Annotated in this window: 9 protein-coding genes; 6 read left to right on the forward strand and 3 right to left on the reverse strand. The window is 72.2% G+C overall.

Annotation, left to right across the window (positions count from 1 at the left end; translation table 11 throughout):
- The first annotated feature begins 237 nt into the window (after positions 1-237).
- The 4 genes from Aph01nite_RS13860 (at position 238) to Aph01nite_RS13875 (ending at position 6,719) form a co-directional block, all read left to right on the forward strand.
- Positions 238-1,440 (forward strand): ROK family transcriptional regulator, encoded by a 1,203-nt coding sequence (locus Aph01nite_RS13860; protein WP_204041266.1) that lies wholly within the window; start codon positions 238-240, stop codon positions 1,438-1,440.
- Between the two features lie 169 nt (positions 1,441-1,609).
- On the forward strand, positions 1,610-4,387 hold the full coding sequence (locus tag Aph01nite_RS13865; protein ID WP_204041267.1) for a glycoside hydrolase family 3 protein: 2,778 nt from the start codon (positions 1,610-1,612) through the stop codon (positions 4,385-4,387).
- Complete coding sequence (locus Aph01nite_RS13870) at positions 4,384-5,385, forward strand: LacI family DNA-binding transcriptional regulator (protein WP_204041268.1); 1,002 nt, start codon at positions 4,384-4,386, stop codon at positions 5,383-5,385. Before Aph01nite_RS13865 ends, Aph01nite_RS13870 begins: the two co-directional genes overlap by 4 nt.
- Positions 5,382-6,719: a GH1 family beta-glucosidase gene (locus Aph01nite_RS13875; protein ID WP_204041269.1), complete on the forward strand. Its 1,338-nt coding sequence runs from the start codon at positions 5,382-5,384 to the stop codon at positions 6,717-6,719. The genes Aph01nite_RS13870 and Aph01nite_RS13875 overlap by 4 nt, the downstream gene beginning before the upstream one ends.
- Before the next feature lie 7 nt (positions 6,720-6,726).
- Here the strand turns inward: Aph01nite_RS13875 and Aph01nite_RS13880 are convergent, their stop codons facing one another.
- Both Aph01nite_RS13880 and Aph01nite_RS13885 read right to left on the reverse strand, forming a co-directional pair.
- The gene (locus Aph01nite_RS13880; RefSeq protein WP_373872293.1) at positions 6,727-8,502 is read right to left on the reverse strand and encodes a tetratricopeptide repeat protein; all 1,776 of its coding nucleotides are present in this window, start codon (positions 8,500-8,502) and stop codon (positions 6,727-6,729) included.
- A gap of 43 nt (positions 8,503-8,545) precedes the next feature.
- Positions 8,546-9,586: an alpha/beta hydrolase gene (locus Aph01nite_RS13885; RefSeq protein WP_204041271.1), complete on the reverse strand. Its 1,041-nt coding sequence runs from the start codon at positions 9,584-9,586 to the stop codon at positions 8,546-8,548.
- A 129-nt stretch (positions 9,587-9,715) separates the two neighbouring features.
- Here Aph01nite_RS13885 and Aph01nite_RS13890 point away from each other — a divergent pair, with 129 nt between their 5' ends.
- Together Aph01nite_RS13890 and Aph01nite_RS13895 are read left to right on the forward strand one after the other, a co-directional pair.
- A complete protein-coding gene (locus tag Aph01nite_RS13890) occupies positions 9,716-11,278 on the forward strand; it encodes an MFS transporter (protein ID WP_204041272.1) in 1,563 nt (520 codons plus the stop codon).
- Between the two features lie 67 nt (positions 11,279-11,345).
- Complete coding sequence (locus tag Aph01nite_RS13895; protein WP_204041273.1) at positions 11,346-12,059, forward strand: DoxX family protein; 714 nt, start codon at positions 11,346-11,348, stop codon at positions 12,057-12,059.
- Here Aph01nite_RS13895 and Aph01nite_RS13900 read toward each other — a convergent pair whose 3' ends face one another.
- Positions 12,060-12,962, reverse strand: a complete 903-nt coding sequence (locus tag Aph01nite_RS13900; RefSeq protein ID WP_204041274.1) for a DMT family transporter — start codon at positions 12,960-12,962, stop codon at positions 12,060-12,062. It lies immediately after the preceding gene.
- Position 12,963: the final 1 nt, after the last annotated feature.

Raw genomic sequence — 12,963 nt, forward strand, 5'->3', positions numbered from 1 at the left:
CCCTTCCTTTAGGTTCGTGCGTGTTGGAGAGGGGTGCGGAGAACCACATCTACGCGGTAGAGTTAGTTCGTCTTTCGACCAAACAAATTAGTCGAGGGTGACGGTTACCACAAGGTTTCGCCCCCGCGGACCCCCGGGACCCGATCACAGATTGATGACAGCGGATGACAGCGGATGACAGAGGCCGGATCGGGGGCGCATGAGGCATGATGAGCCCGAGCAGGAACGGGGCTGACTTTGATCACTTCGCACAACGGGCCTCAGCCGGCCGACTTCACCGACGTCCGCGCCACCAATCTGGCCGTCGTCCTGCGGTTCGTCCGCGAGAACTCACCCTGTTCCCGCGCTGACATCGCCGCGTCCACCGGCCTGAACAAGGCTACGGTCTCCAGCCTGGTCGCCGATCTCATCGACCGGCGGCTGCTGCGCGAGACCGGTCTGACCGAGAACCGGGTCGGGCGTCCGGCGACCATGCTGGTGCTGGACGGCTCGCCGTACGCGGCGATCGGCATCGAGGTCAACGTGGACTACCTGACCGCGGTCGCGGTGGACCTCAAGGGCGAGGAGCTGCTGTCTTGGCGGCGTTCCTTCCCCGGCGGCACAGCCTCGGCGGCCCAGGCGGTCGCCGGGATGGCCGCCATCGCGCGCCGCGTGGTGAGCCGGATGGCCAAGGAGGCCCGCCAGGTGCTCGGCCTCACGGTCGCCGTGCCGGGACTGGTGGACGTGAACGGTTCAGTACGGCTCGCGCCGAACCTCGGCTGGCGCGACGTCGACCTCTGCGGCGACCTCACCAAGGCGATGCGCGATCCCGGCTTCCCCGTCCTGGTCGACAACGACGCCAACCTGGGCGCGCTGGCGGAGCTGCGCTTCGGCCCGCACGGCGGCGTGACCGACCTGGTCTACCTGACGGGCGAGGCCGGCGTGGGCGCCGGCGTGATCATGGACGGGCGGCTGCGGCGCGGCGGGCAGGGCTACACCGGCGAGATCGGGCACATCGAGGTCCAGCCGGACGGCCCCCTCTGCCGGTGCGGCCGGCGGGGCTGCCTGGAGGCGGTGGCCGGCATCGGCGCGGTGCTGCCGCCCGGGGTGCCGCCCGCGGAGCTGGAGCCCGAGCTCGACGAGGTGCTGCGCCGGGCCCGCGCGGGCGACGCGGAGGTCCTCGCCTCCTTCGACGCGGTGGGCCGCGCGCTCGGCACCGGCGTGGCGATCCTGGCGAACACCCTGAACCCCGAGGTCATCGTGCTGGGCGGCTACTTCGTCCGGCTGGCGCCGTGGGTGCACAAGCGGGCGGAGGAGGAGCTGTTCCGCCGCTCGATCGCCCCCGGGGGAGGCGGCTGCCGCCTGGTCGTCTCCACGCTGGGGCACGGCGCGGGGGCGCTCGGCGCGGCGGCCAGGGTCCTCGACTCCGTCGATTCGGGCAGGCTTCCCGCGCTCGGTTGATCATGCTGACAGCCCCGACAAATGGGTCTTGACCGAAGGTTCGTCAAGCGGCACCCTTCGGGTGTGAGGCCGATTTCATCTGGGTGATACCTAATCGAAGCGCTTCGATTGAGGCGCTTTCTTTCGCCCGTTCATCGAAGCGCTTCGACACCGAGGATGGTGGATCCCAATGTCCGAGCCGTTCCGCGATCCCAGCCTCCCCGCGGAGTCGAGGGTCGCCGACCTCCTCGCCCGGCTCACCCTGGCGGAGAAGATCGGGCTGCTGCACCAGTACCAGGCCCCGGTGGAACGGCTCGGCCTGCGCAGCTTCCGTACCGGCACGGAGGCCCTGCACGGCCTGGCCTGGCTCGGCCCGGCGACGGTCTTCCCGCAGGCGATCGGCCTGGCCAGCACCTGGAACCCCGAGCTGGTACGGAGCGTGGGCGCCGCCACCGCGGACGAGGTGATCGCCTTCCACCGCAAGGACCCCGCCGGGGCCGGGCGCAACGTGTGGGCGCCGGTGGTGAACCCGCTGCGCGACCCGCGCTGGGGGCGCAACGAGGAGGGCTACTCCGAGGACCCGTGGCTGACCGGGGTGATGGGCACCGCGTACGCGACCGGCCTGCGCGGGGACGGGCCCGTGCTGAAGACCGCGCCCACCCTCAAGCACTTCCTGGCCTACAACAACGAGACCGACCGCTGCGTCAGCTCCAGCAACCTGCCGCCCCGGGTCCTGCACGAGTACGAGCTGCGCGCCTTCCGGCCGCCCATCGAGTCCGGCGCGGCCGTCGCGGTGATGCCCAGCTACAACCTGGTCAACGGCCGTCCCGCGCACCTGTCCCCGCTGATCAACGACGTGCTGCGCGCCTGGGCCGCCCAGGACCTGCTGGTGGTCTCCGACGCGTACGCCCCCGCCAACCTGTTCGGCACCCAGGCCTACCACGACGACCCCGCCGAGGCGTACGCGCACGCGCTGAAGGCGGGCCTGGACAGTTTCACCCAGGACGACGCCAGCACCGCCGCCACCCTCGGGCACCTCAGGACCGCCCTGGACCGGGGGCTGATCACCGAGGCCGACGTGGACGCCGCGGTCCGGCACGCGCTGGCCGTCCGGACCAGGCTCGGGGAGTTCGACCCGGTGGAACCGTACGAGGAGATCGGCGAGGACGTCGTCAACTGCACCGAGCACCAGCGGCTGGCCCGCGAGGCGGCCCGGCAGTCGATCACGCTGCTCAAGAACGACGGCCTGCTGCCGCTCTGCGCGCCCAAGCGGGTGGCGGTGATCGGCCCGCTGGCCGACGTGCTGCTGGAGGACTGGTACAGCGGCACCCTGCCCTACCGGGTGACCGCCAGGAACGGGATCGCCGAACGCTGCGAGACGGTCTACTGCGAGGGCGTGGACCGGGTCACGCTGCGGGCCGAGGAGGGCTACGTCAGCGCCGTCTCCGACTACACCGGCGGCCCGCTCGGCATCGGCGCCTCGGCCGAGTTCGACGTCTTCGACTGGGGCGGCGGCGCGTACGCCTTCCGCAGCGTCGCCAACGGCCGGCACGTCAGCGTGGGCGACGACGGCGTGCTGGTCAACGACCAGCCGGGCCCCAACGGCTGGGAGGTCAGGCAGACCTTCCGGATGGAGGAGCGCTTCCGCGGCGTCGTGCTCCGCCACATCTCCACCGACCAGTACGTCACCGCCGACGGCGGCAGCCTGCGCCTCACCGAGGACCCCGATCTGGCCACCGTGCTCACCGTGGACCTGGTGGAGAGCGGCGCGGCGCTGGCCGCCGAGGCCGCCGCGGCGGCGGACGTGGCCGTCGTCGTGGTCGGCGACCACCCGCTGGTGAACGGCAGGGAGACCGAGGACCGGGCCGACCTGGCCCTGCCGCCGATGCAGGAGAAGCTGGTCAGGGCCGTGCACGAGGCCAACAGGGCGACCGTGCTGGTGATCTCCAGCGGCTACCCGTTCGCGGTCAACTGGGCCGACGCGCACGTGCCCGCGATCATCTGGTCCTCGCACGGCGGCCAGGAGTACGGCCACGCCCTCGCCGACGTGCTGTTCGGCGACGAGGACCCGGGCGGCCGCCTCACCCAGACCTGGTACCGCTCGGCCGGCGAACTGCCCGACCTGTTCGACTACGACATCATCGCCACCGACGCCACGTACCTGTACTTCCGGGGCACGCCGCTCTACCCGTTCGGCCACGGCCTCAGCTACGCCCGCTTCGGCTACGCCGACCTGACCCTGGCCGGTGACGACCTCGGCCCCGGCGACACCCTCACCGTCCGGGTGACCGTCACCAACACCGGCTGGCGCGCGGGCGAGGAGGTCGTGCAGGTCTACACCCACCAGCAGCGCTCCCGCGTCAAACAGCCGGTCCGCGCCCTGCGCGGCTTCCGCAAGGTACGGCTCGCGCCCGGCGAGAGCCGCGTCGTCGAGATCCAGGTGCCGGTCGCGGACCTGGCGTTCTGGGACGTCACCCGGGGACGCTTCGTGATCGAGGACGCCACCCACCAGGTGCTCGTGGGCGCCTCCAGCCGCGACGTACGGCTGTGCGCGCCGTTCACCGTCAAGGGCGAGCGGGTGCCGCCGCGGCAGGTACGCGGGCTGGACGCGGCCGACCATGACGAGTACGACGGAATAGTGCTGTGTGACGCCGCCAGGGAACGCGGAGACGCCGTGCGCTCGGCCGCGCCGGGGGCCTGGATCGCCTTCCGCGACGCCGACCTGGGCGACCGGCCGGAGCAGGCCGTGCTCAGCGCGGCCAGCACCGAGGGCGGTGTGCTCACCCTCCGCCTGGACGATCCGCTGCACGGCGAGGTCCTGGGCACGGTCACCGTACGGCCCACCGCGGGCGGTCACGACTTCGTCGAGGCGGGGACCGCCCTTTCGCCCGTGACCGGGGTGCGCGATCTTTATGTGGTGTTCGAGAACGAAGGAGTCACGTTGCGCACGCTCAGGCTGGGCCGGTGAGGAAAGTCCGTACGGTCACCATCGCCGACGTGGCCAGGCACGCCGGAGTCGCGGTCAGCACGGTGTCGTACGTGCTGAGCGGCAAGCGGGCCATCTCGGCGACCACCCGGCAGCGCGTGCTGGAGAGCGTGCGCGCGCTGGGGTACCACCCGAACGCCGGGGCGCGGGCGCTGGCCAGCAAGCGGGCGAACGTGATCGCGCTGGTGCTGCCGCTGCGCGCGGGCATGAACCTGCCGGTGCTCATGCAGTTCGCCACCTCGGTGGTGGCCACCGCCCGGCAGTTCGACCACGACGTGCTGCTGATGACCGCCGACGAGGGCCCGGAGGGCATCCAGCGGGTGGCGGCGAGCGCGCTGGTGGACGGGCTGCTGCTGATGGACGTGGAGGTGCGCGACCCGCGGGTGCCGCTGCTGCGGGAGCTCGGCGAGCCGAGCGTGCTGATCGGCTTCCCGGCCGACGCGGACGGGCTGACCTGCGTGGACCTGGACTTCGCACGGGCCGGCGCGCTCTGCGCGGAGCACCTGGCGGCGGGCGGGCACCGGGAGATCGCGCTGCTGGGCGCGCCGCGGGTGGTCTACGAGCGCGGCACCGGCTTCGCGGAGCGCACCAGGGCCGGGTTCACGGCCGCGGCCAGGGGCCTGACGGCGGTCGCCGTCCCGTGCGAGGAGACCTACGACGAGGTCGCCGAGACGGTGAAGCTCCTGTTCGACCGGCATCCGGGCCTGACCGGCCTGGTGGTCCACAACGAGGCGGCGGTCGGGCACGTGCTGGCGGCGCTGCGCGCGCTCGGCCGGTCGGTGCCGGAGGACGTGTCCGTGGTGGCGATCTGCCCGGACGACGTGGCCGAACGGGCGAGCCCCGCGCTCACCTCCGTGCTGATTCCAGCCGAGGATGTCGGACATGAGGCGGTTAGGCTGCTGATGGCAAAGCTCGACGGGCTGCCGGCGGACTCGATGCTGCTGGAGCCACGACTCACGATCAGGGAGAGCACACGTTGACCGCTGATTCCGGTGATTCCAGAGGTTCCGGGGCCGTCACTTTCCCCGAAGGATTCGTCTGGGGTGCGGCCACGGCGTCGTACCAGATCGAGGGAGCGGTGCGCGAGGACGGCCGGGGGCCGTCCATCTGGGACGTGTTCTGCCACACGCCGGGCAAGGTGGCCGACGGCCACACCGGCGACGTGGCCTGCGACCACTACCACCGGTACCGCGAGGACGTCGCGATCATGGAGGATCTGGGGCTGCACGCCTACCGGTTCTCCATCGCCTGGCCGCGCGTGCTGCCGGGCGGCGTGATCAACGCGGCCGGCCTCGACTTCTACGACCGCCTGGTGGACGAGCTGCTGGCCCGGGGCATCTCCCCGATCGCCACGCTCTACCACTGGGACCTGCCGGCCGAGCTGGACTGGCGGAACCGGGACACGGCCGAGCGCTTCGCCGACTACACCGAGATCGTCCACCACCGCCTGGGCGACCGCGTCGCCACCTGGACGACCCTCAACGAGCCCTGGGTCTCGGCCTTCGTCGGGTACGGCTCCGGCCGGCACGCCCCCGGCGTGAGCGACCCGGCCGCCGCGTTCACCGCCGCCCACAACCTGCTGCGCGCCCACGCGCTCGGCGTACGGGCGCTGCGCGCGGGCGGCGCGGCCGAGCTCAGCGTCACGCTCAACCTCACGCCGATGACCGGCGACCCCGAGGCGGTCACGCTGATGGACGGCCTGGCCAACCGCCTCTTCCTGGACCCGGTGCTGCGCGGCGGCTACCCCGACGACGTCCGCGCCCACATCGCGAAATATACGGACCTGGACCTGGACGATCTGCCGTACGAGCCGATCGACGTGCTGGGCGTGAACTACTACACGATCGCGCGGCTGGCCGCCGACCCCGCCTCGCCGGGCCACGCCGAGTATCCGGGCAGCGAGGGCGTCGCCTGGCTGCCGCCGCACGGCGTGCCCACCGAGATGGGCTGGGAGGTGATCCCGTCCGGCCTGGAGGACCTGCTGGTCCGGCTCAGCCAGGACTACCCCGGCACGCCACTGATGATCACCGAGAACGGCGCGGCCTACGACGACGTGGTCAGGGACGGCCGGGTGGCCGACACCGACCGCATCGCCTTCCTGGACGGCCACTTCCGGGCCGCGCACCGCGCCATCCAGCGCGGCGCGGACCTGCGCGGCTACCTGGTCTGGTCGCTGCTGGACAACTTCGAGTGGGCGCGCGGCTACCACAAGCGCTTCGGCCTGGTCCGGGTGGACTACGACTCCCTGGAGCGGCTGCCCAAGGACAGCGCGCACTGGTTCCGGGAGGTCATCGCCAGGAACGGCCTGGCCTAGCCGAATTTCAGCGGGCCCGGGCCTGGCGGCCCGGGTACTCGCGCACCATCACGTCCCTGGGCGTGATGCGCAGCACGTCGTTGTCGGCGATGGCGACCCCGCGCACCTCGGCCCAGAACCGCGGGTCGCCCACGAAGATGGCGACCCGCGGGTCGCGCTCCACGGCCTCCCACGCCTCGTCGCCCGCGATCACCCGAAGCTCGCCGGAGCGGCTCACCGAGGTGACCGCGCTCACCGCGACCGAGCGGGGGCCGTCGGGACCGGTGTAGGAGAGCACCACGCTGCGCGAGAACGTGACCGCGTGCCTGACCTCGTCGGTGAGGTCGGAGGACGGGCTGATGTCCCCGGTCGGCAGTTCGACCCGGGTCAGCGCGGCCCGCCACGGGCCCGGCGTGCCCCGGAACCTGGCCCGGACCGCCCGCGCGCAGAACGCCAGCGCGGCGGCGGTCAGCGCCAGCCACGCCCCCAGCCAGGCGCGGTCCATGGACGGCACGACGCCGCCCACCGCCAGCGAGACCGACGACGCCACCAGGAAGGCCAGCGCCACCACCAGCCACCGGTCCCGCCGTACCACGCCGCGCGGGTTGGTCTTCCGCCCGACCAGCACCATCGCCACCGGGACCGCCAGCGCGGCCAGTGCCAGCCGGGGAACCGGCAGCACGGAGAGGGCCAGCAGCCCCCACCAGGCCCGCCCCGCGATGATCCATAACGCCACGTCCATGTTGCGCCGGGCCACCCGGTTGGCGGAGGCGTGCGCGAATTCGGTCAGCGCCTTCACCGGCCGACCCCGCCACGCCTCCACGAGCAGCCACAGCAGCACGACGCCCACGGGGTTGAACAGCACCAGGCCGAGCGCGCCCGGCCACACCCAGCCCGTGTCGCCTGGCTCCGGCAGGGTGGCCAGGCCGACCACGTACCCTGCGATCGAGAAGAACGCGACCGAGACCGCGACGCTCAGCCACAGGTCCCGGCCGAGCATGGCCGGCACGTACGACCAGGTCCGGATCCCGCCGATCTGCCGGAGGGTGAGCGCGAGCACCGCGCCCAGCACCAGCGCGCCGCCGATCTGCGCCTGCAGGTGCAGGTCGAAGACCTGGGCGGCCACCGCGACCGCCGTGAGCGCGACCGCGAGCAGGATCCTGACCTGCCAGGACCAGACGAGCAGCGCCTGCCGGGTCTGGCCGGTCTCGGCGGGGTCGGTCTCCCAGGCCGGGTCGTGGTGGCGGCCGGCGGGCTCCCAGCCGAGATAGGTGAGGCCCAGGTTCACCCGGGCCCCGGTGTGGCCGGGATCGCGGCGGAGCGCCGCCCGGTAGGCCGTGGCGGCCCGCCGGTGGTCGCCTCGGGCCAGGGCCAGATCTCCGGACAGCGCGTGCGGGCCCGGCTCCTCCGGGGCGTACCTGACGGCTTTGGCGGCCTCCGCGGACGCCTCGCGCCAGCGGCCCGGTAGGTGCCGCAGGGCCCCGGCCAGGCGGAGGCGCGCGGCCCAGGAGCCCGGCGCGAGCCGGACGGCCTCCTGGGCCGCGTCGACCGCCTCGGAGTCGCGGCCCAGGCGCTCCAGGGCGAGGCTCGCCAGGCGATGCCCCCACTCGCCGTGCGGTTCACGATCCACCGCCTGACGAGCGGCCTCCAGTGCCGCCTCCGGTCGGTCGCGGCTGAGCCTGGAAGCCGCAACCGCGCACCAGGCCCGAGGGTCGGCACGGTCGTTCGGGACCGAGTCCTCGGAACCGCTTTCGCGCCGGGCATGCGCGGATGACTCCTCGGCATCGTTCCCCACCCACCGCATGATCCAGCGCCTGCCTTTGATTGCCTAGGTGTCGGACATATACCTATATCTCTCTAGAGAGGTTCTCAGGTGTCAAGCGCGGCGTGAGCCACTTGACGGCCATCACGTACCGGTGTTCAAGGTTGCTGTGCGTGCCGTCGAAGAGTTCGAAGCTGACCCGGTCCTCCGGGACGCCGGCGGCGCGGACCGCGCGGTGGAAGGCGGTCGCGCCCAGGTCCAGGTAGTACTGGTCGCTGCGGCCCGCGTCGATCCAGATGGAGTGCAGGCCGCGCAGCGTCTCGGGGCGCTCGCCGGCCATGACCACCGGGTCATATTCCAGCCATCTCTGCCAGATTTCCGGAATCAGGTGGCCGGTGGCGTCGAAGGGGATGTCAACCGTGCCGTCCTCGTTGGCGGAGTAGGAGGCGGCGTTGCCGTACAGGAGGATCATGTCGCTGCCGGGGCAGCGGCCGCCGGTGTCGAAGAAGCGGGTCAGGTAGCGGTCCCAGGAGCCCTCGTACTCGTCGCGCAGGGTGCGGGCGGCCGGGGGGAACTCGCGCGGGTAGAGCACGTCGAAGAGGCAGTCGCCGGCGTGGGTGGCCAGCGCGCCGAACAGGCCGGGGCGGAGCATCGGGGTGATCATCGCGCCGTAGCCGCCGCTGGACTTGCCGGTGATCGCGCGGTGCTCGGCGGCGGCGAGGGTCCGGTAGCGGGCGTCCACGTACGGGACGATCTCGTCGCAGAGGTAGGAGTGGTAGCGGCCGTGGCCCGCCGAGTCCACGAACTGGCTGCCGCCGAGCCTGGTCCAGGCGTCCACGAAGACGACGATCGCGGGCGGGGCCTCGCCGGAGGTGAACAGCTCGTCCAGGAGTTCGGGGTAGGTCGGCCGCCACGCGGCGCGGTTGTCCCACATGGTCACCTGCCCCGAGTAGCCCTGGAGCACGTAGATCGTCGGGTACCGTCCGGCGGTGTCGTCGTAGCCCGGCGGGAGATAGATCCAGAGCGGCCGTTCGTACGGGTCGCCGAGGGCGTTGCCCCGCAGTTGATCGCTGACAACCGTGACCTTCTCCACGCGTCCGGATATTTCAGGACTCCAAGGCATCATGGGCTCACGATATGTGACTAGTAGTCCGCGAATGCGTGACTTGACTGTTTGCCGGAATGCCTGAGGATCCTTCGCGTATCACCTAAGCTGCCACGCATGTCCATCCGGGCCAGGACCCCCTGAGCGATCATGGTCTTTCTCAGGGGCGAACCTGGAGGAGCCGGGCGGAGCGCGAACCGGTGGCACGTCCTGGCGCTGCTCTGCTTCAGTCTTCTCCTCGTCGCCGTAGACGCCACCGTGCTGCACATCGCGGTGCCCGCGCTGACCGCCGCGCTGGAGCCCTCCGCGGTCCAGCTGCTGTGGATCATCGACAGCTACTCGCTCGTGGTGGCCCCCCTGCTGGTCACCTTCGGCACCCTCGGCGACCGGTACGGCAGGCGCGCCTTCGTCCTCGGCGGCTATCTCGTCTTCGGCCTGGCCTCGCTGGCCGCCGCGTTCGCCCCCACCCCGCTGGCCCTGATCCTGGCCCGCGCCTTCCTGGGCGTCGGCGGCGCCATGATCATGCCGGCCACCCTGTCCATCATCCGGCAGGTCTTCACCGACCGCAGGGAGCGCGCGATCGCCCTCGGCGTCTGGGGCGCGGTCGCCGCCGGGGGCGCGGCCGTCGGCCCGATGCTCGGCGGCGTCCTGGTCGAGCACTTCTGGTGGGGCGCGGTCTTCCTGATCAACGTCCCGCTGCTGCTGATCGCCCTGCCGCTGGCGGTCCGCCTGCTGCCGCCCACCGAGCGCCGCGACCATCCCTGGGACGCGCTCAGCGCCCTGCTCTCCGTGGCGGGCCTGCTCGCCCTCGCCTTCGGGCTCAAGGAGGCCGGGTACGGGCACACGATCGGGCGCGGGGCCGCCGTACTGGTCTTCGCGGCCGGGGTGGCCCTGCTGGTGTGGTTCACCGCGCGGCAGCGGCGGCTGGCCACGCCGCTGCTGGACGTGGACCTGTTCCGCCGGCGGGGCTTCGCCACCGGGGTGGTCTGCGTGCTGCTGGCCATCTTCGCCCTGGTCGGCCTGGAGCTGATGCTCGCCCAGTACCTGCAGTTGGTGCTCGGGCTCTCGCCGCTCGGCGCGGCCGTGCGGATGGTGCCGCTGATGATCGCGGCCATCGTGGGCGGCCTGACGGCGGCCCGGCTGCTGGACCGGGTGGGCCTGCGGGCCACCATGAGCGGCGGGCTCGCGCTCACCGCGCTGGCCCTGATGCCGGTGCTGGCCTGGGGGGTCGAGGACCATCCCGTGATGCTCGCGGTGTGCTTCGTGGGCATCGGCTTCGGCGTCGAGGTGGCGCTGCTGGCCGCCTCGGACACCATCATGGCGTCGGCCCCGGAGTCCCGCGCGGGCGGCGCCGCCGCGATTGAGGAGACCGCGTACGAGCTGGGGGCGGGTCTCGGCATCGCCGTACTCGGCACGATCACCACGCTCGTGTACGCGCCCGCGCTGCTGGTGCCGCCGGACCTGCCGCCCGAGTCGGCGGCGCAGGCCCGGGAGTCGCTGGCCGCCGCCGCCCACGTGGCCACCGAGATCGGCGGCCCGGCCGGAGCCTCCCTGCTGGCCGAGGCCCGGTTCGCGTTCGTCGGCGCGCTGCACTCGGCGGTGCTCGTGAGCGTGCTGTTCCTGCTGGTCACCGCGGTCTCGGTGGCCGTGTTGCTGCCCCGGCGCGAGGCCGCGCGGATCGCGGAGCGGGAGCGCGAACGGGTTGCGGTCTGACATGACCGTGCCTGTTATGGGGAGAAATGCATAGGAAGCGTCCCCTACCAGTCCCAGAATGGTCCCCGTGAACAGAACATTCCACGACCTCGCCTCGCTGGCGGCCCGGCTGGGCGTCGGCGGGATCTTCTTCGCCCAGGGCTGGCAGAAGCTGGAGGCCGGCCTGCTCAAGACCGGCGACCAGTTCGCCCAGCTGGGCGCGCCCGCCCCCAAGTTATGGGCCGGTTCCACGATGCTCATCGAGCTGATCGGCGGCACCCTGCTCGTCGCCGGTCTGGCCGTCTCCTTCGTCGGCATGCTGCTGTTCGCCGAGGCGCTCGCGGTGTTCATCCTGACCGCCGGTGACGCCGGGCTGCCGCTCACCGGCGGCGACATCAGCCTGATCGTCGCCCTCGGCGCGGCCTCCGTGCTGCTCTCCGTGAACGGCGCGGGACGGCTCTCGGTGGACCACATGGTGGTCATCAAACGGCGTGACGCCGAGGAGGCCGACGACCTCGCCGCCGAGGCCGAGGCCGACGCGGTCATCAACGCCCTTCGCGAGCCCCGCCCCGAGAAGAAGCCCGACCCCAAGGGCCCCGTCACCTTCCCCGCCTCCGCCAGCCCCTCCGAGGAGGTCACCGAGACCCTCCCGAAACCCCGGGGCCGCCGCCCCAAGCGCCCCGAGGAGACCACCGAGAGCAAGACCGAGGCCCCGGCCGGCGTCCCTGAAACCCCCCGCCCCGCCGGCGGCGAGTCCGGCGACACATTGGTGGCCGGCCGCCGCACCGGCAAAGCGGACTGATCAGACGGGTACCTTCTCCGGTGTGGCGCGCCGCAGGCGGATGTTCTGGGTGAGGGCGATGGCGGCCAGGACGATCACGGCGCCCACGGGCTGGTGCCAGGTGAGGCGCTCGTCCAGGATGGCCACGCCCGAGACGGTCGCGAAGATCGGGAGCAGGTAGGTGACCGTGGAGGTGGTGGTCACGCCCGCGAGGCGCTGGACGCGGTAGAGGAGCAGGTAGGCGAGGCCGGTGCCGAGGGCGCCGAGGGCGAGCAGGCTGGCCCAGGCGTCCGCGGGCGCCGAGAAGTCGACCAGCGGCAGCCCGGCCAGCGGGGTGATGACCGCGAGCTGTACCGTGCCCGCCACCAGCTGCCCGGTGGCCAGGACCAGCGGCTCCTCGCCCCGGTTCACGATGAACCTCCCCAGGTACGCCCCGCCCAGGCCGTAACAGGCGGCCGCGGTGAAACACGCCAGGCTGCCCATGAGGGCGCCGCCCGCCATCGGCTCCCACACCCCGAGCACGACCATGACCCCGGCGAAGCCCAGGCCGAGGCCGGTGACCCGCTTGGCGGTGACCTTCTCGGTGCGCAGCACCAGGGCGAACAGCAGCGTGCAGAGCGGGGTGGTGGCGTTCCAGATGGCGGCCAGGACCGAGGAGACGTACTGCTCGCCGTACCCGAAGAGGGTGAAGGGGATGGTGGTGAGGGTCACCGAGGCGACGGCGAAGTGGCCCCAGAGGCGGGGGTCGCGGGGGAGGCGGCGGCCGGTGGCGTACAGGATGATCAGCAGGGTGAGGGCGCCGACGGCCATCCGGCCGAAGGAGACCTGGAGCGGGTGCAGCGCTCCGACGGCCACTTTGATGAAGAAGAAGCTGTTGCCCCAGATGGCGGCCAACAGCACGAATGACGGAAGCCAGCGCCGCACT

Origin of the sequence: Acrocarpospora phusangensis (assembly GCF_016862995.1) — a bacterium.
Classification (GTDB): domain Bacteria; phylum Actinomycetota; class Actinomycetes; order Streptosporangiales; family Streptosporangiaceae; genus Acrocarpospora; species Acrocarpospora phusangensis.

Excerpts from the sequence above, each read along its gene's own strand:
- Aph01nite_RS13865 (WP_204041267.1), top strand. The coding sequence starts at position 1,610 with ATGTCCGAGCCGTTCCGCGATCCCAGCCTCCCCGCGGAGTCGAGGGTC.
- Aph01nite_RS13890 (WP_204041272.1), top strand. The coding sequence starts at position 9,716 with ATGGTCTTTCTCAGGGGCGAACCTGGAGGAGCCGGGCGGAGCGCGAAC.
- Aph01nite_RS13885 (WP_204041271.1), bottom strand. The coding sequence starts at position 9,586 with ATGATGCCTTGGAGTCCTGAAATATCCGGACGCGTGGAGAAGGTCACG.
- Aph01nite_RS13880 (WP_373872293.1), bottom strand. The coding sequence starts at position 8,502 with ATGCGGTGGGTGGGGAACGATGCCGAGGAGTCATCCGCGCATGCCCGG.